Here is a 17,181-nt window from a genome sequence, read left to right as displayed (position 1 = left end):
GCCTCTTGTGGGATGTCTGGTTCGCGCTGAGCTGATCGGGAAGAGTGCAACCAATGCTGAGACCTGAGTATGGTCGGGCGTAACAACGCACGCTTGGAGGGAGTCGCGTGGCATCTCAGCCAGCCTGGATGAACAGCCTCTTCACATATACGGGATCGTCGTCGTTCTCGGAGTTCCTAGGCGTGCACGCGCCGAACCTGCTGCCCGCCCGCAACGAGTCGCTGGCGGCGCCGGTGGGCGACGAGATCCCGCACGCGACCACCATCGTCGCGGCGACCTGCGCCGGCGGCGTGGTGATGGCGGGCGACAGGCGTGCGACCTCCGGGAACATCATCTCGCAGCGGGACATCGAGAAGGTGTTCCGCACAGACGACTACTCCTGCATGGGCATCGCGGGCACCGCCAGCACCGGCCTGGAGCTGGCCAGGCTCTACCGCGTCGAGCTGGAGCACTACGAGAAGACCGAAGGCCGCTCGTTGTCGACCGAGGGCAAGGCGCACCGCCTGGCCACCATGATCCGCGGGAACCTGCCCATGGCCATGCAGGGCCTCGTGGTCGTGCCGCTCTTCGCGGCGTACGACCCCGCCCGCGACGCCGGGCGGATCTTCAGCTACGACGTGGGCGGCGGGCCGTACGAGCAGAAGGAGTTCCACTCGATCGGCTCGGGTTCGATCTTCGCCCGGGGGTCGCTCAAGAAGCTCTACCGGGAGAACGCCAGCCCGCAGGACACGGTGCTGGCCTGCCTGCACGCCCTGTATGACGCCGCCGACGACGACTCGGCGACCGGCGGCCCCGACGTGATGCGGAAGATCTGGCCGGTCGTGGCCGTCATCACCGCGGACGGCTTCCGCCGTCTCCCGGACGACGAGGTCGCCGAGTTCGTGGAGTCCATGCTGGAGAGGCGGATGACCGCCCCCGAAGGCCCGATCGCGCCGCTGCGCTAACCCAAGAGAGGATCACCCCCGGTGTCCATCCCCTTCGGAGGATATGCCTCGCCCGAGCAGATCATGCGGGACAGGGCGGAGTATGCCCGCAAGGGCATCGCTCGCGGTCGCAGCGTGGTCGTGATGCAGTACGCCGACGGCATCCTGTTCGTGGCGCCCAACCCGTCCAAGGCCCTGCACAAGATCAGTGAGATCTACGACCGCATCGGCTTCGCCGCGGTGGGGCGCTACAACGAGTTCGAGTCGCTCCGCCTGGCGGGCATCCGCTACGCGGACATCAACGGCTACACGTTCAACCGCACCGACGTCACCGGCCGCGGCCTCGCGAACCTGTACGCCCAGCAGCTCGGCATGATCTTCACCGAGTCGATCAAGTCGTTCGAGGTGGAGATCGTCGTCGCGGAGGTCGGCGAGGCGCCCGAAGACGACCAGATCTACCGGATCACCTTCGACGGCTCCGTCTTCGACGAGCAGGGCATGGCCGTGATCGGCGGCCAGGCCGACTCCGTCGGAGGCCGCCTGAAGGAGCGCTACAGCGAGGGGCTGCCGCTGCCGCAGGCCCTCGACGCCGCGCTGGCCGCCCTGACCGAGCCGGGCGGCGAACGTCCCCCTGCGACCCAGATCGAGGTCGCCGTCCTCGACCGGAGCAGGGAGCACCGCAAGTTCCTGCGCCTGACCGGGCCCCGCCTGGAGAAGCTCCTGGAGGCCGCCAAGGAGAGCCAGGAGAGCGCGCAGCCCGCCGCCGAGGACCAGGCGGAGCAGGGCGGCGGCGAGCAGGCACAGGGCGAGCAGGCTCCCGACACCGCCCCGCCGATCGCCCCCGAGGGCGACATCGACACGGGCTCCGGCGAGTAGTCCCCACCTTCCGTCCGTACGGCCGCGGCGCCGCGCCCTGGGGGCGCGGCGCCGCCGTGTCATGGGATCACTCGGGCACTCCAGTTCGGGCACTCCAGTTCGGGCACCCCGGTTCAGCCACTTCGGGTCGGGCGGTGGGGGCCGGGCACTTCAGCTCAGGCGTGCCGGTTCGGGTGCTCGGGCCGGACAGTTCGGCCTGGGCACGCCGGTCCCGGCCTCCGGCTCGCCGAGGAGGCTCGGTCGCTCTGGGCCGGGCACCCGAGGGCGGGTGTCCCGGGTGCGCCGGGTCGGGCGTTTCGGCTCGGCCGAACCTTGACTTCGCTAGTCTCGTGCCGTTATGACGACTTTTGATCTCTTTCGGCGAGGAGCCGTTCCGGCCGTCGCCGTCACCCTCCTGTCGCTGACCGCGTGCTCCTCGGCCTCCGGCACCTCGGCCTCGCCCACCGTGACCGCCACCGTGACGGTGACGGCCCCGGCGTCGCCCGCGGAACCGTCCGCCGACCCGGCCGCCTCCGAGGCCCCGGCGGACGACACGCCCACCGACCCGGCGACGACCGCGCCGACGCGCAAGCCGGTCAAGGCCGGGCCGCCGATCACGGACAAGACGCCGGCCCCCTTCGGCGGGACCATCCAGTCGGATCCCGATCACGACTTCACCAAGGGGCTCAGCCCCAGCAGCGACGGTGTCGTACGCGGTCAGCTCGTGGCCATGCACGACGAGAACGTGGCGGAGTATCGCCCCATCAAGTTCGTGAAGGAGTACGGCGGCAGCACGACCGGCCACTTCGAGGGACCGCCGGAGGGCGACGTGACGGCCTTCGCCGCGCCGATCGCCGCCGGCGTCGTCTTCCTCAGCGCTGTCGGCTGCGACGGCAAGGACCAGACCATCGACGGCGACTACCTGGGCACCGAGCGCTGCTCCCGGGACAAGCTGGTGCTGCGGGCCGACAAGGGCGACCTGCGGGCGCTCATCACCGTCAAGGGCGGGCAGATCGTCAAGGTGACGGAGATCTACGCCGCCTGAGTCCTTCTTCTCGGCATTCCCCCGCCTGATCACTGTTCGGCCGCCGGTTTATGGGAATAGTGTGAGGTGATGGATCGACGCATATTCGGGCTGGAGAACGAGTACGGCGTCACCTGCACGTTCCGCGGGCAGCGGAGGCTGTCGCCGGACGAGGTGGCGCGGTACCTGTTCCGGCGAGTGGTGTCCTGGGGCCGATCGAGCAACGTATTCCTGCGCAACGGCGCACGTCTCTACCTGGACGTGGGCAGCCATCCCGAGTACGCCACCCCTGAATGCGACAACGTCGTGGAGCTGGTCACGCACGACAAGGCGGGGGAGCGGATCCTGGAGGGCCTCCTCGTGGACGCCGAGAAGCGGCTCCGCGAGGAAGGCATCGCGGGCGACATCTACCTGTTCAAGAACAACACCGACTCGGCCGGCAACTCATACGGCTGCCACGAGAACTACCTCGTGGGCCGGCACGGGGAGTTCGGGCGGCTGGCCGACGTCCTGATCCCTTATCTGGTGACGCGGCAGATCATCTGCGGTGCGGGCAAGGTGCTGCAGACGCCGCGCGGAGCCGTCTACTGCGTGTCCCAGCGGGCCGAGCACATCTGGGAGGGCGTCTCCTCGGCGACCACCCGGTCCCGGCCGATCATCAACACCCGTGACGAGCCGCACGCGGACGCCGAGCGGTTCCGCCGGCTGCACGTCATCGTGGGCGACTCGAACATGAGCGAGACCACGATGCTGCTCAAGGTCGGCGCCACCGACCTGGTGCTGCGCATGATCGAGGCCGGTGTGGTGATGCGCGACCTGTCCCTGGAGAACCCGATCAGGGCGATCCGGGAGGTGTCCCACGACATGACGGGCAGGCGCAGGGTGCGCCTGGCCAACGGCCGTGAGGCGTCGTCGCTGGAGATCCAGCAGGAATACCTGACCAAGGCGCAGGACTTCGTCGACAGGCGTGGTGGGGACGCCATCGCCAAGCGGGTGCTGGAGCTGTGGGAGCGCACGCTCCGGGCGGTCGACACGGGCGACCTCGACCTCGTCTCGCGCGAGATCGACTGGGTCACCAAATATCAGATGATTGAACGTTACAGACAGAAGTACGACCTTCCGCTGTCGTCGCCGCGTGTCGCGCAACTGGATCTCGCCTATCACGACGTCCACCGCAAGCGCGGGCTGTTCTATCTCCTGCAGAAGCGCGGGGCGGTCGAGAGGGTGGCCGACGACGTCCGCATCTTCGAGGCCAAGTCGGTTCCGCCGCAGACCACACGGGCCAAGCTGCGCGGAGAGTTCATCCGCAAGGCCCAGGAGAAGCGGCGCGACTTCACCGTCGACTGGGTCCACCTGAAGCTCAACGACCAGGCCCAGCGGACGGTGCTGTGCAAGGATCCGTTCCGCAGCGTGGACGAGCGAGTCGAGAAGCTCATCGCCGGCATGTGATCTCTTACACCGCTCTGACGGCGGGTTCGGGTAGCCTGGCCCGGACCCGCTGTCTGTTTGAGGAATCCCATATGCGCCGTCGTACGGCACTCGTCGCCGCCCTGCCCCTTTTGCTCGCCGCCGCCTGCGGCACCGCGCAGAAGAGCGCGTCCAGTGCGAGCCCCACCTCCAGTGGCCAGGCCGCCGCCTCGGCCATCAAGGTGACGGGAGAGGCCGGCAAGAAGCCCACCCTGACCTTCCCGGCGGGCAAGCCCTCGCTCACCTCCGCCTCCGTCAAGGTCATCGAGGGCCAGGGCACCCCGGCCAAGGACGGCGACGTCCTCACCGCCAACGTCACCGTCTACAACTGGGACGGCAAGGAGAACAAGGCGGCCGGGTCCGACTACGACCAGGGCAGGGCGGAGTTCGTGTCGGTCAGCCCGCAGCTGCCCAAGGCGCTGCACGAGGCGCTGGTCGGCGCCAAGCCGGGCGGCCGGGTCATGGCCGTCGTCGCCAAGGACAACCTGAGCCCGGAGCAGGTCGAGCAGGCCAAGCAGCAGGGCCAGGACTTCGACACGACGTCGCAGGTGCTCGTCATCGACGTGGTGTCGGCCGCGCTGAAGTCGGTCCAGGGCGCCGCCGTCGACCCCGGCGTCGACGGGGTGAAGCTGGAGAACCCCGGTGGCGACAAGGCGCCGACGCTGACCACCAAGACCACCGAGAAGGCGCCCAAGAAGCTGGTCGTCAAGACCGTCATCAAGGGCGGCGGCCCGGAGGTGAAGGCCGATCAGACGGTCCTCGCCCACTACGTCGGCAAGATCTGGGGCACCGACAAGCAGTTCGACTCCAGCTGGGAGCGGGGCCAGCCCGCGACGTTCGCCCTCAACCAGGTCGTCAAGGGCTGGGCGCAGGGCCTGACCGGCGTCCCGGTCGGCAGCCGCGTCCTGCTGACGATCCCGCCGGACCTCGGCTACGGCAAGGAGGGCAACGCGCAGGGCGGCATCAAGGGCACCGACACGCTCGTCTTCGTCGTGGACGTTCTCGGCGCGGCCTGACGGTCACCCGTACGGCAGGGGCCCCTTCCACCCGGGCGGTGGGAGGGGCCCTCGGCGTACGGGGGTCAGCTCAGGATCTGGTAGCCGTCGCCGTAGACCTTCCAGCGCAGCGGCGGGTCGAGGTCGAGGTTGCCGTTCTTGAGGAACACCCGCTGGGCGGTGTCGACCCGGCTGGTGTCGCTGTGCGCCTCCTCGGTCTTCATCGCGGCCTTGCGGGCGTCGAGGAACGCGTTGAGGTAGGCGACCTCGTCGCCGCCCTGCGCCGGGGTCCTGGCCTTCTTCATGGCCGTCTTGCGGATGCCGCCGAAGCTGACCGGATCGGAGCCGGGGCCGTGCATCACCATGGCGTCGTAGTAGGCGAACTGCCCGAGCGCGCGCAGGCCGTCGGCCTTGGCCTGGGTTACGGCGGGGTTGAAGTAGACCCGGTCGCGCTCGTCGTTCTGCGCCTGCTGGAACGCGGGGTCGGCGGCGGCGGCGCGCCAGTCCCTGGGGAAGTCCGGGTCCAGCCCCCGGTGCGAGTCGGTGCCGTTCACCTTCCGCAGTGCGGGCAGATACTTCGCCAGCACGTTGCCGGGCTTGCGCGCGGTGTAGAGCTCGACCAGGTCGAGCATGTCGCCGGTGCCCGAGCAGAAGCCGATGATGCCGGCGGTGTAGCCACGCCCGTCGTCGATGTCCTCGATGTACTTGTACTGGGCCTTCCAGTCGAGGGTGGAGTTCTCCGCGCTGGAGACGAGCTCCATCGCGATCTCCTTCTTCTTCGGGTCGGTGAGGTCGACCGGCGCCGCCTTGACCGCCACCTTCACGTTCTCCCGGGCGGCGGCCGGACCGCCGCCGGTCGCGGCCGCCGCCGCGTTCGCGGGGAGCACGGCCGCTGCGGCCGCGAGCAGCACAGCCGCGCGCCGGGGAGTGAGCCGGGGAGTGCGCCTGATCAGCGGGTCTTTCACGTGCGTCGCTCCGTTCTCCGCCCGCGGCCGTGCGACGTGGCGGGAAGGGGCGCGGGCGGGGGTGAGCCCTCCGTGAGGGGGTCTAGTTAGGAAGGTTTCCTAATGAAAGCAGCGCCGTACGGCCGCGTCAACGGCTCGCCGTAGACTCCGCCTGTGACGAGCGACGACCTGGAGTCGATGAGCGTGCTCGGCGATCCCGTACGGCGGGCGCTGTATCGGTTCGTGGCCGAGCAGGGGCGTGACGTGGGCCGAAACGAGGCGGCCGAGGCGACCGGAGTCCAGCGCACGCTGGCGGCCCACCATCTGGACAAACTGGTCGACGCGGGGTTGCTCGAGGCGGGCTTCCGGCGGCTCAGCGGCAAGGCCGGCCCCGGCGGCGGACGCCCCGCGAAGGTCTACCGGCGGGTGCGCGAGGAGCGGACCGTGAGCCTGCCGCCCCGCGACTATCGCACGCTCGCGCTCGTGCTGGCGGAGACCGTCGACCTGCTGGGCGGCGAGGAGAAGGCCGAGGAGGCCGCCCGCCGGACCGGGGAGCGGCTGGCCGCCGGTGAGGCGGGCGGCGACCTCGTCGAGATGCTGCGTGCGCGCGGCTACGAGCCGTACGAGGAGGACGGGCGGGTGCGGCTGCGCAACTGCCCCTTCCATGTGCTGGCCGACACTCATCCGCTGCTCGTGTGCTCGATGAACCTCGCGCTCTGCGAGGGGATGCTGGCCGGTCTGGGCGAGACCGGGGTCGTCGCGGCGCTCGACCCGAGACCGGAGGAGTGCTGCGTGGTCTTCGGGCCTTCTAAAAACAACGTAGATTGACATAGAATCGCGGCATGCATCTCGCCCAGCTCAACGTCGCCCATCTCAGGGAACCCCTCGACTCACCCGCACTGGCGAGCTTCCTCGCCGCCCTGGCGCCGATCTACGAGGTGTCGGACGACGCGCCCGGCTTCGTCTGGCGCATGAAGGAGGGCGACGAGCCCACCGACCTGATCCAGCACGACTACGGGCCGATGCTGGTCGTGAACGTCTCGGTCTGGGAGTCCCGCGAGACGTTGTGGAACTTCGTCTATCGCAGTGCCCACCTGGAGGTGATGCGGCGCCGCCGGCAGTGGTTCCTCCGGATGGCCGAGCCATACACGGTGATGTGGTGGGTGCCCGAGGGCCACCGGCCGCCGCTCGACGAGGCCATCGCGCGCCTGGAGCTGCTCCGGGCTCAGGGGCCGGGCCCGGAGGCGTTCACGTTCAAGGACTTCTACGACAGCAGCGACGCCGCGTGCCTCCCGGCGGCGGCGGAGGTCACGAAGTAGGCCAGGTCCTCCTCCAGGCCGCGGCCCATGGTGGACAGCCGCACCGGGGACGCCTTGAGCGCCTCGCGCAGGCCGTCCACCGGCACGGTCACGATCTCGTGGCGGGTGGCCAGGGCCGCGGCCTGCTCGCGCACCGCCGCCCCGAACTCGCCGGGCAGATCCGGCACGACCACCTGGGCCGGGGCCAGCGCGACCCGGCCGTACGCCGTGAGGGAGTGGTGCGACACCCCGACGTGCCGCTCGCGGCGGTCTCCCTCGCTGACCCGCAGCGCGGCCACGGGCCGCCCGGCCAGCACGGCGGCGGCGTTGACCGCCTCGCCCGCGGCGACGCCGGAAAATCCCCAGCGGGTGCCGGTGCCGAGGTTGCCCGGCCCCTGGGCGACTACGGCGACGTCGGCCCCGAGCACGTGGCGGGCGGCCAGCAGGCCGGTGTGCAGGGTGACCGCCTCCACGTCGCCGCCGAAGGACTGGCCGGTCGTCACCACCCCGCACAGCCAGTCACGCTCGCGCAGCGTCGCGCACGACATCGAGAACCAGGCAGGCAGCGCCCCGCCGTCCTGCATCACGTACGCCACCCTGATCCCGGGGGCGTCCGCGTAGAGGCCGCACAGGATCGCGGGCAGGGCGGAGTGCAGGTCGGCGACGACCACGGGCATGCCGTCGACCGAGTCGGCCTCCCGCAGCGCCTCGTGGTGCGGGGACCCCTGCTCGTCCGCGCCGAGCACCGTGGCCTGCAACGGCGTGTAGCGTGCCTTCACCAGGTGGCCCGGGCCCGAAGGATCTTGCGGCAAACGGTCCGGGACGGCCACCACCATGGCGTACCCTCCCGTACCGAGACCCATGGCGAGGGCGGTCGTGTTGAGCAGCACGGTGTCGCCCACCTCAGGGCGTCCCACCAGCGGGGGATAGGCGAGCGCCCGGCACTCGCCCTCGGCGACGGCGACGTCGAGCTCCACCGCCCCCGGCCACTCGCGCCGGACCCGCACCACTTCGCCCTTGCGCCATCTGATCACGCCGAAAAGGGTAGCGTTCTCCATCGGAAGGGAGGCCCGATGTCGCGGCGGAAGACCGAGCGGCTGCTCAATCTGGTTATCTGCCTGCTCGCGACGCGGCGGCCGCTGAGCGCGGAGCAGATCCGGCAGGCCGTCCCCGGTTACGACCCGGACAACGACGAGGCCTTCCAGCGCATGTTCGAGCGCGACAAGAACGAGCTGCGCGAGATCGGCATCCCCATCGAGGTCCACAAGGACCCCTGGGAGGACGACCCCGGCTACCGGATCGTGCGCGAGGCGTACGAGCTGCCCGAGATCACGCTGGAGCCCGACGAGGCCGCCGTCATCGGCCTGGCCGCGCAGGTGTGGCAGCGGGCCAGCCTCGCCGAGGCGGCCAGCGGGGCGCTGCTGAAGCTGACCGCGGGCGGCGTGCACGCCGACCTCGCGGAGAGCCCGCTGGAGCTGCGGGTGGACACCCGCGACCCCGCGTTCCCCGCGCTGTGGGAGGCCGTACGCGACCGGCGCGCGGTCGCCTTCGACTACCGGTCGGCCGGCAGCGAGTCGGTGCTGCGGCGCACGGTCGAGCCGTGGGGGGTCGTCAGCAGGCGCGGCCGGTGGTATCTGGTCGGGCACGACCGCGACCGCGGCGCCGCCCGGGTCTTCCGGCTCAGCCGGATCGCCGGGGCCGTGTCCACGCTCGGGCGGCCGGGGGCGTTCACCGTGCCCGAGGGGCTGGACCTGCGGGCCATGGTGGGCTTCCAGGAGCTGCCGAACGAGCGGGTCGCCCTGGTGCGCGTGCGCAAGGGCACCTGCCTCGGCCTGCGGCACGCCGCCCAGGCGGTGCGTCCCGGGCCGGACGAGTGGGACGAGGCCGAGGTGACCTTCGCCGACGCGGAACGGCTCGCCGGGTGGCTGGCCAGCCTCGGCCCGGACGCCGTCGTGCTCGACCCGCCGGACGCGCGCGACGCCGTGATCCGCCGTCTGAAGGGGGCGTTGCAGTGAGCTCTGACCGGCTGCCGCGGCTGCTCGCGCTCGTGCCGTACCTCATGTCGCACCCGGGCGCGCAGGTGCCCGAGGTGGCGCGGCTGTTCGGCCTGTCGGAAAAGCAGCTCATCGACGACCTCCAGCTCGTCTGGATGTGCGGCCTGCCCGGCCACACGCCCGGCGACCTGATCGACGTCTCCTGGGACGGCGGCGAGATCCTCATCGACAACGCCGAGGCGATCGCCCGGCCGCTCAAGCTCGGCCTCGACGAGGCGAGCGCGCTGCTCGTCGCGCTGCGCATGCTCGACGAGCTGCCCGAGTTCCAGGGTCGCGACGTGCTCGGCCGGGTCATCGCCAAGCTGGAGCAGGCGGCGGGCGAGGGCGCGGCCACGGTGAGCAGCCAGGTCCAGGTGGAGATCGGCGCGGCGCCGGACGCCCACGCCGTCATCACCGACGCCGCGCGCCGGGGCCGCAGGCTGTCGCTGCGCTACTACGTGCCGGGGCGCGACGAGATCACCCCCAGGGAGGTCGACCCGCTGCGGGTCGTGCTCGTGGACGGGCGGCACTACCTGGAGGGCTGGTGCTACCGCGCCGAGGCGATGCGCATGTTCCGCCTCGACCGGATCGTCGAGGTCGAGGTCCTCGACGTGCCGGCCGATCCGCCGGCCGAGGCCGAGCCGATGGACGTCACCCAGGGCGTGTTCCGGCCGTCGGACGGCGACGAGCTGGTGGAGCTGGAGCTGACCCCGGCGGGCCGCTGGGTGGCGGAGTACTACCCCTGCGAGGAGGTCGCCGAGCTCGGGGAGGGCCGCCTGCGCGTCTCCCTGCGGGCCCGCGACCAGTCCTGGCTCGTACGGCTCGCGCTCCGGCTGGGCGACAGCGGCCGGGTGCTGTCGCCGGCGTCCCTCGCCGAGCGGGTCACGGCCACCGCCAAGCAGGCGCTGGCCAACTACGAGACCGTGTGACCGGGGCGGGTGACATGGCCGTGCTCTTCGCCCTGGCGGCGGTGACCGTGGCGGGGCTCGCCGTCCTCGCGTGGCCGGCCGTCCGGGTGCTCGCCGCGGCGCGGGACCTGCAGACCGAGGTCCGCCGGGCAAGGGGCCGACTTGGAATGCCCGAATAGTGGGCTTTGCCCGCGATTGATGTGATTTTGAGGCTCGTGGACAGGTGAACTTTGGCGTGCGGGGCGCGTACGATCGGGAGGTAGTACACGGCCCTCGCGGTAAGGACACGACATGCCCAACCTCGGACCCATGGAATGGATCCTGATCCTCCTGGTTCTGATCCTTCTCTTCGGCGCCAAGAAGCTCCCGGACACCGCGAAGGCCCTGGGGCAGTCGCTGCGCATGTTCAAGAAGGAAACCAGCAAGATGAGCGACGAGGACGAGGCGCGGCAGACGGTGCAGGCGCAGGCCGAGCCGGTCGCTCCGCAGGCGGCGCAGATCCCGCCCGGCACCCCGTCCATCGAGGAGCGGCTGCGCCTCCTGGAGGAGGAGAACCGGAAGCTGCGTGAGAGTCAGCAGCCCGTGAGCTCGCAGAACGAGCAGCGCTCCAACTAGGCGCCGCATCCCCACCGATCTCAGGACGAGCTAGATGGCCCTGTTGAAACGCTCGACTCCCGCCACGGCGGACGACGGGCGGATGACGCTCATGGAGCACATCCGCGAGCTGCGCAACCGGCTGATCAAGGCCATTCTGGCGGTGGCCGTCGGGACCGCCGTCGGGTTCATCTACTTCGAGCCCATCTGGAACTTCCTCAAGCAGCCCTACTGCCGGCTGCCGCAGGCCCACCAGCTCAACGGCGACAAGTGCACGCTGGTGGTCAACGGGGTCTTCGACTCGTTCTTCGTCAACCTCAAGGTCGCCATCATCTTCGGTGTGGTGGTCTCGGCGGTGTTCTGGATCTACCAGATCTGGGCGTTCGTGACCCCCGGCCTCTACCAGAACGAGCGCCGCTACACCATGGCGTTCCTCGGGCTGTCCGTCCCGCTGTTCACCGCCGGCTCGGCCCTGGCCTACGTCACGATGGACAAGGGCCTGTCGCTGCTGCTGAGCTTCGCCCCCGAGGGCACGCTGACGCTGGTGAGCATCAACGAGTACCTCAGCTTCGCGCTCGCGATGCTGATCATCTTCGGCGCCTCCTTCCTGTTGCCGTTGCTGCTCGTGTTCCTCAACGTCATCGGGGTGCTCCGGTTCAAGACGGTGTCCAAGCACACCCGCATGGTCGTCTTCCTGATGTTCGTCTTCGCGGCCGTCGCGACGCCGAGCCAGGATCCCGTCACCATGCTGGCCCTGGCGCTCCCCATGGTCGCGCTGTTCTTCATCGCGGAGGCGTTCATGTACTTCCACGACAAGAAGCGCGACGCCGCCGACGCGGCGCACGCACGGGCCATCGAGGAGGAGCTCGACGGGCCGTCCGCCTCCGAGGGCACGGCGGACTCGGTCGATCTGAGGGACTGACCGAATATCCCTCTGGTGCCGTCCGGTGGGCGGCGGTAGGTTCCCCATGTGGCCGATGAGATCACCGTCCTGGTGAACCCCGCCGCCCGCGGCGGCCGTACCCTGCGCCTGCTCGACCCCGTTTTACAGCGGTTGCGGGCGGGTGGCCGCCCGGTCTCGGTTATCGTCGGGACCTCGGCGGCGGATGCCCTGGAGCGGGCCCGCGAGGCCGTCGCCGCCGCACCGGCCGCGCTCGTCGCCTTCGGCGGCGACGGACTGGTCCACCTCGCCGTGCAGGCCGTCGCCGGGACGGCAGTGCCGCTCGGAATCGTGCCCGCCGGGACCGGCAACGACATCGCCGGCGCCCTCGGCATCCCGCGCAAGGACCCGCTCGCCGCCGCCGACGTCGTGACCGCGGGCGGCCTCCGGACGATCGACGCGGCCAGGCTGGGCACCGGCGAGTGGTTCGCGGGGGTCCTCGCCTGCGGGTTCGACTCCCGTGTCAACGAGCGGGCCAACGCCATGACGTGGCCGCCCGGCATGGCGAAATATCTGGTCGCGCTCGCGCGCGAGCTGCGCTCGTTCACCCCGATCCCGTTCCGGATCACCCTCGACGGGCAGGTCGTCGAGCGCGAGGCGATGCTCGTGGCGGTGGCCAACACCCGGTCGTACGGCGCCGGGATGCGGGTGTGCCCGGACGCCCGGCCCGACGACGGCCTGCTCGACGTGCTCGTGCTCGGGGCGATGCCGAAGGGCGAGTTCCTGCGCACCTTTCCCCGCGTCTATCGGGGCGGCCATACGGCCCACCCCGCCGTGACCCTGCGACGCGCCCGGCGGGTCGAGATCGAGGCCCCGCACGGGGACGTCGTGGCGTACGCCGACGGCGAGCGGGCCGGGCCGGTCCCGCTGACCTGCACGATCGAGCCGGGAGCGCTGCGCGTGCTCGTTCCGTGAGCTTCGGCGTGAACGCGTTCGCTGAGAAGGAACACTGATCACGGACGCCCGGAATCCCGTTATCGGTAGGGTTGACGGTATGAGTACGCCAGCGGAACGCTATGCCGCCTTCCGTGAGAGGCAGTCCGGATCCGGACCCGCTCTCGCCTCGTTCCGCGCACTTTACGACTTCGAGCTCGACGAGTTCCAGATCGACGCCTGCCAGGCGCTGGAGGCGGGGGACGGCGTGCTGGTGGCGGCGCCGACCGGGTCGGGCAAGACGGTGGTGGGGGAGTTCGCCGTCCACCTGGCGCTGGAGCAGGGCCGCAAGTGCTTCTACACGACGCCGATCAAGGCGTTGTCCAACCAGAAGTACAACGACCTGGTCAGGCGGTACGGCCCGGGCAAGGTCGGCCTGCTGACCGGCGACAACAGCGTCAACGGCGAGGCCCCGATCGTGGTCATGACCACCGAGGTCCTGCGCAACATGCTGTACGCGGGGTCGAACACCCTCACCGGCCTCGGCTATGTGGTCATGGACGAGGTCCACTACCTGGCCGACCGGTTCCGCGGGGCGGTCTGGGAAGAGGTCATCATCCACCTGCCGGAGTCGGTGCGGGTGGTGGCCCTGTCGGCCACGGTGAGCAACGCCGAGGAGTTCGGCGAGTGGCTGGGCGAGGTGCGGGGCGACACCACGGTCATCGTGGACGAGCACCGGCCCGTCCCGCTGTGGCAGCACATGCTCGTCGGCAACAAGATGTTCGACCTGTTCGTCGACGAAGGCGACGGCACGCTGCGGGTCAACCCGTCGCTCATGCGGATCTCCCGCGACGAGATGCGGCTGGCCCAGGCCAGGGGCAGGCGGGGCTACTCGCGGCCCGGCCGGGGCACGACCCCGAGCCGGTCGGACGTGATCGAGAAGCTCGACGCCGAGGGCCTGCTGCCGGCGATCACCTTCATCTTCTCCAGGAACGGCTGCGACGCCGCCGTCATGCAGTGCCTCTACTCGGGGCTGCGCCTCACCACGGAGGCCGAGAGCCACGAGATCCGCCAGATCGTGGACGACCGCACCGCGCACCTGCCGGACGAGGACCTCGCGGTGCTCGGCTACCTGGAGTGGCGCGACTGCCTGGAGCGCGGGCTGGCCGCCCACCACGCGGGCATGCTCCCGGCGTTCAAGGAGGTCGTGGAGGAGCTGTTCACCAAGGGACTGGTGAAGGCGGTCTTCGCGACCGAGACGCTGGCGCTCGGCATCAACATGCCGGCCAGGTCCGTGGTGATCGAGAAGCTCGACAAGTGGAACGGTGAGACCCACGCCGACCTGACCCCGGGGGAGTACACCCAGCTCACCGGCCGGGCCGGGCGGCGCGGCATCGACATCGAGGGCCACGCGGTCGTGGTCTGGCAGCCGGGGATGGACCCGCTCGCGGTCGCCGGTCTCGCCGGCACCCGCACCTATCCGCTGCGCTCCAGCTTCAAGCCGTCGTACAACATGGCGGTCAACCTCGTCGGGCAGGTCGGCCGGGAGCGGGCGCGGACCCTGCTGGAGGACTCCTTCGCCCAGTTCCAGGCCGACCGGGCCGTGGTCGGGCTGGCCCGCCAGCTCCGCAAGGCGGAGCAGGCCCTCGAGGGCTACGCCGAGGCCATGACGTGTCATCTGGGCGACTTCGAGGAGTACGCCGCGATGCGCAGGCGGCTGTCGGACCGCGAGGCCGAGCTGTCGCGCCAGCGGGGCGCGGCCCGCCGGGCCCAGGCCGTGCAGTCCCTGGAGGTGCTCAGGCCCGGCGACGTCATCCGGGTGCCGGGCGGGCGCCGCGCCGGCATCGCGGTCGTGCTCGACCCCGGCGTCAACGGCCGGGGACACGACGGCCCCTCGCCGCTCGTGCTGACGATCGGCAAGCAGGTCAAGCGCCTGTCGGCGGCGGACTTCCCGGTGCCGGTCGAGCCGGTCGACAAGATCAGGATCCCGAAGGGCTTCAATCCCCGCTCGCCGAAGGAGCGGGCCAACCTCGTCTCGACCGTGCACGCGAAGCTGGGCGACCGCGACCTCGGCAAGCCGCCGCGGGCGCGCGACCACGCCCAGGAGGACGAGGAGGTCACGCGCCTGCGGCGGGAGCTGCGCCAGCACCCCTGCCACGGCTGCGACGAGCGTGAGGACCACGCCCGCTGGGCCGAGCGCTACTACAAGCTGCTCAGGGAGACCGAGGGGCTGCGCCGCCGGGTCGAGGGGCGTTCGCACGTCATCGCCCGCACCTTCGACCGGGTGTGCGGCGTGCTCGACCAGCTCGGCTACCTGGAGGGCGAGACCGTCACCGAGCAGGGCCGCAGGCTCGCCTCGCTCTACACCGAGCTCGACCTGCTCACGGCCGAGTGCCTGCGGGCGGGCGTGTGGAACCGCCTCGACCCCGCCGAGCTGGCCGCGTGCGTGTCGTCGCTGGTGTACGAGTCGCGGCAGGCCGACGACGTCCGCAGCCCCAAGATCCCGGCCGGGGCCGCGCGCGACGCGCTCACCGAGATGGTGCGGCTGTGGGGCGAGCTGGAGGGCATCGAGGAGGACCACGGCCTGTCGTTCGTCCGCGAGCCCGACGTGGGCTTCGCCTGGGCGGCCTTCCGCTGGGCCAAGGGCCACAGCCTCGACGCCGTGCTGACCGACTGCGAGCTCGCGGCGGGCGACTTCGTCCGCTGGATCAAGCAGTTGCTCGACCTGCTCGGCCAGCTCAGGGACGCCGCGCCGAAGGGGAGCAAGGTCGCCGAGAACGCCGTCAAGGCCATCGACGCCATGCGCCGGGGTGTCGTCGCCTACTCGTCGGTGAGCTGACGCGGTTCGAAAACGGGCCCGGTTCACACCGCTGTGAAGCGGACCTCGCGGGTGGCGGGGTCCGCGCGCGTGAGCCGTACGGGGACGCGCTCGCCGAGCGGCAGGTGGTCGCCGTCGCAGCGGGCGATGACGGCGGGCTCGGTGACCTGCACCTGCCCGCCCGGCTTCCCGTCGGTGACGTCGACGACGACCGCCTCGAAGACCTCGCCGATCCTGGGGCGCAGCACGGCCGCCTCGACCAGGTCCACGCAGGCCCGCTCCACCGCGCCGGCCCGCCTGCCGCCCATCGCCATCTGCTCCGGCAGCTCGGGCAGCGCTGCCGCGACCTGCTCGGGAACCGGGCGGCCCGCGGCCACGGCCAGGCAGACCTCGGTGGCGAACCGGTCGACGAGCCGCCGCAGCGGCGCGGTGACGTGCGCGTACGGCGCGCCCATGGCGGCGTGCAGCGCGTGACCGGGCGGCGTGCCGTCGAACGCGACGTAGGCCGCGCCGCGCAGCAGCACCGTCGACTCGTGCAGGAAGGCGGCATGGCCGGGGATCTTCGGGTCGAGCCCGTGCACGACCTCGGCGTACGACGTGCCGTCGGGCCAGGGCACGCCGAGCGCGGCGGCGACCCTGCGGACCTTGCCGACGTCCTGCGGGCCCGCCTCGGGGAGCACCCGCAGCACGCCGACGCCCGCGTCCAGCATCATCCGGGCCGCCGCCATGCCGGTGAGCAGCGAGATCTGGGCGTTCCACGCCTCGCAGGGGAGGTTGGTGCGGAACTCCACCCGATAGCCGCCGTCGCCGTCGGGGATCACCTGTTGCTCGGGGGTCGGCAGGGACAGCCCGCCCCTGGCCCGCTCCCGTTCCAGCCGCAGCGGCCCCACCTCGGCCAGCAGCGCGAGCGTCCCCTCCGCCCGGCCGGTGTCCACGGCGGCCTGGACCGTCTCGTAGTCGAGCCGTTCCCGGCTGCGCACCAGCGCGCGGCGCAGGTCCACCGCCTCGATCTCCCCGTCGGGCCCGAGGTCGAGCCGCCACAGGGCCGCGGGGCGGGTCTGTCCGGGCAGCAGGCTGGCCGCGCCCTCCGACAGGACCGGCGGGTGCAGCGGCACGCGTCCGTCGGCCATGTAGACGGTCTCGGCGCGGACCCGCGCCTCGGCGTCGATCGCCCCGCCGGGCCGGACGAACGCCGCGACGTCGGCGATCGCGTACCACACGCGGTAGCCCGTCCCGCGCCGCTCGATGCACAGCGCCTGGTCGAGGTCCATCGAGCCGGGCGGGTCGATGGTGATCAGCGGCAGGCCGGTGTGGTCCTCCCGCGGTGCGGCGGCGGCCGCCGCGGCCCGCTCGGCCTCCTCCTGTACGGAGGCGGGGAAGCCGTCCGGCAGGTGGAACTCGCCGCGGATGCGGGTGAACCCTGCTTCCACTGCGCGGCGGAGCCCGTCCGCGGTGTCCGGGAGGCGGATCGTCGTGTACGGCACGCGATCAACCTACCCGAGTGCGGAC

Annotated in this window: 17 protein-coding genes; 14 read left to right on the top strand and 3 right to left on the bottom strand. The window is 71.2% G+C overall.

What is annotated here, in order from left to right:
• Window positions 1–128 precede the first annotated feature (128 nt).
• The 5 genes from prcB (at window position 129) to OHB01_RS33675 (ending at window position 5,285) form a co-directional block, all read left to right on the top strand.
• Window positions 129–944, top strand: coding sequence for a proteasome subunit beta (gene prcB, locus OHB01_RS33695; RefSeq protein WP_142647491.1), 816 nt, complete (start codon window positions 129–131; stop codon window positions 942–944).
• Between the two features lie 21 nt (window positions 945–965).
• Entirely contained in the window at window positions 966–1,799 is an 834-nt protein-coding gene (gene prcA, locus OHB01_RS33690) for a proteasome subunit alpha (RefSeq protein ID WP_185948964.1), read from the top strand.
• Window positions 1,800–2,136: 337 nt separating this feature from the next.
• Window positions 2,137–2,823, top strand: a complete 687-nt coding sequence (locus OHB01_RS33685) for a hypothetical protein (protein WP_147942523.1) — start codon at window positions 2,137–2,139, stop codon at window positions 2,821–2,823.
• Between the two features lie 69 nt (window positions 2,824–2,892).
• Entirely contained in the window at window positions 2,893–4,251 is a 1,359-nt protein-coding gene (pafA, locus tag OHB01_RS33680) for a Pup--protein ligase (RefSeq protein ID WP_030507137.1), read from the top strand.
• A 71-nt stretch (window positions 4,252–4,322) separates the two neighbouring features.
• Window positions 4,323–5,285: an FKBP-type peptidyl-prolyl cis-trans isomerase gene (locus OHB01_RS33675; RefSeq protein WP_142647346.1), complete on the top strand. Its 963-nt coding sequence runs from the start codon at window positions 4,323–4,325 to the stop codon at window positions 5,283–5,285.
• 65 nt (window positions 5,286–5,350) lie between these two features.
• Here OHB01_RS33675 and OHB01_RS33670 read toward each other — a convergent pair whose 3' ends face one another.
• On the bottom strand, window positions 5,351–6,229 hold the full coding sequence (locus OHB01_RS33670) for a chitosanase (protein WP_312845734.1): 879 nt from the start codon (window positions 6,227–6,229) through the stop codon (window positions 5,351–5,353).
• Between the two features lie 153 nt (window positions 6,230–6,382).
• On the opposite strand from OHB01_RS33670, the gene OHB01_RS33665 reads away from it, so the two are divergent.
• Both OHB01_RS33665 and OHB01_RS33660 read left to right on the top strand, forming a co-directional pair.
• Complete coding sequence (locus tag OHB01_RS33665; RefSeq protein WP_260617223.1) at window positions 6,383–7,036, top strand: helix-turn-helix transcriptional regulator; 654 nt, start codon at window positions 6,383–6,385, stop codon at window positions 7,034–7,036.
• A 14-nt stretch (window positions 7,037–7,050) separates the two neighbouring features.
• On the top strand, window positions 7,051–7,527 hold the full coding sequence (locus tag OHB01_RS33660) for a DUF3291 domain-containing protein (protein WP_142618730.1): 477 nt from the start codon (window positions 7,051–7,053) through the stop codon (window positions 7,525–7,527).
• Here OHB01_RS33660 and OHB01_RS33655 read toward each other — a convergent pair.
• Entirely contained in the window at window positions 7,473–8,540 is a 1,068-nt protein-coding gene (locus OHB01_RS33655; protein ID WP_142647344.1) for a DUF3866 family protein, read from the bottom strand. The two genes, OHB01_RS33660 and OHB01_RS33655, sit on opposite strands and share 55 nt — an antisense overlap.
• 39 nt (window positions 8,541–8,579) lie before the next feature.
• Between OHB01_RS33655 and OHB01_RS33650 the strand changes: the two genes are divergently transcribed.
• From OHB01_RS33650 to OHB01_RS33620, 7 genes are all read left to right on the top strand, one after another.
• Window positions 8,580–9,521, top strand: coding sequence for a helix-turn-helix transcriptional regulator (locus OHB01_RS33650; RefSeq protein WP_142647343.1), 942 nt, complete (start codon window positions 8,580–8,582; stop codon window positions 9,519–9,521).
• A complete protein-coding gene (locus tag OHB01_RS33645; protein ID WP_260617222.1) occupies window positions 9,518–10,468 on the top strand; it encodes a helix-turn-helix transcriptional regulator in 951 nt (316 codons plus the stop codon). Before OHB01_RS33650 ends, OHB01_RS33645 begins: the two co-directional genes overlap by 4 nt.
• Window positions 10,465–10,626 carry a hypothetical protein gene (locus OHB01_RS33640; protein ID WP_168065872.1) on the top strand — a complete coding sequence of 54 codons (162 nt, stop codon included), beginning with the start codon at window positions 10,465–10,467 and terminating at the stop codon, window positions 10,624–10,626. Before OHB01_RS33645 ends, OHB01_RS33640 begins: the two co-directional genes overlap by 4 nt.
• Window positions 10,627–10,738: 112 nt before the next feature.
• On the top strand, window positions 10,739–11,062 hold the full coding sequence (gene tatA, locus OHB01_RS33635; RefSeq protein ID WP_328854503.1) for a Sec-independent protein translocase subunit TatA: 324 nt from the start codon (window positions 10,739–10,741) through the stop codon (window positions 11,060–11,062).
• A 34-nt stretch (window positions 11,063–11,096) separates the two neighbouring features.
• The gene (gene tatC, locus OHB01_RS33630; RefSeq protein WP_142647341.1) at window positions 11,097–11,963 is read left to right on the top strand and encodes a twin-arginine translocase subunit TatC; all 867 of its coding nucleotides are present in this window, start codon (window positions 11,097–11,099) and stop codon (window positions 11,961–11,963) included.
• Window positions 11,964–12,011: 48 nt separating this feature from the next.
• Window positions 12,012–12,896 carry a diacylglycerol/lipid kinase family protein gene (locus tag OHB01_RS33625; RefSeq protein ID WP_142647340.1) on the top strand — a complete coding sequence of 295 codons (885 nt, stop codon included), beginning with the start codon at window positions 12,012–12,014 and terminating at the stop codon, window positions 12,894–12,896.
• Window positions 12,897–12,975: 79 nt separating this feature from the next.
• Complete coding sequence (locus OHB01_RS33620) at window positions 12,976–15,693, top strand: DEAD/DEAH box helicase (RefSeq protein ID WP_147942526.1); 2,718 nt, start codon at window positions 12,976–12,978, stop codon at window positions 15,691–15,693.
• A gap of 23 nt (window positions 15,694–15,716) precedes the next feature.
• Here OHB01_RS33620 and OHB01_RS33615 read toward each other — a convergent pair whose 3' ends face one another.
• The gene (locus OHB01_RS33615) at window positions 15,717–17,156 is read right to left on the bottom strand and encodes an RNB domain-containing ribonuclease (RefSeq protein WP_328854502.1); all 1,440 of its coding nucleotides are present in this window, start codon (window positions 17,154–17,156) and stop codon (window positions 15,717–15,719) included.
• Between the last annotated feature and the right edge of the window lie 25 nt (window positions 17,157–17,181).

The organism is Microbispora hainanensis, assembly GCF_036186745.1.
GTDB lineage: Bacteria > Actinomycetota > Actinomycetes > Streptosporangiales > Streptosporangiaceae > Microbispora.
This window is presented reverse-complemented; position numbering and strand designations above follow the sequence as displayed.

Bases quoted from the DNA above. Each gene is read 5' to 3' on its own strand.
- OHB01_RS33675 (WP_142647346.1), top strand. From the start codon at position 4,323: ATGCGCCGTCGTACGGCACTCGTCGCCGCCCTGCCCCTTTTGCTCGCC.
- pafA (WP_030507137.1), top strand. From the start codon at position 2,893: ATGGATCGACGCATATTCGGGCTGGAGAACGAGTACGGCGTCACCTGC.
- OHB01_RS33660 (WP_142618730.1), top strand. From the start codon at position 7,051: ATGCATCTCGCCCAGCTCAACGTCGCCCATCTCAGGGAACCCCTCGAC.
- OHB01_RS33650 (WP_142647343.1), top strand. From the start codon at position 8,580: ATGTCGCGGCGGAAGACCGAGCGGCTGCTCAATCTGGTTATCTGCCTG.
- OHB01_RS33685 (WP_147942523.1), top strand. From the start codon at position 2,137: ATGACGACTTTTGATCTCTTTCGGCGAGGAGCCGTTCCGGCCGTCGCC.
- OHB01_RS33620 (WP_147942526.1), top strand. From the start codon at position 12,976: ATGAGTACGCCAGCGGAACGCTATGCCGCCTTCCGTGAGAGGCAGTCC.
- tatA (WP_328854503.1), top strand. From the start codon at position 10,739: ATGCCCAACCTCGGACCCATGGAATGGATCCTGATCCTCCTGGTTCTG.
- tatC (WP_142647341.1), top strand. From the start codon at position 11,097: ATGGCCCTGTTGAAACGCTCGACTCCCGCCACGGCGGACGACGGGCGG.
- prcB (WP_142647491.1), top strand. From the start codon at position 129: ATGAACAGCCTCTTCACATATACGGGATCGTCGTCGTTCTCGGAGTTC.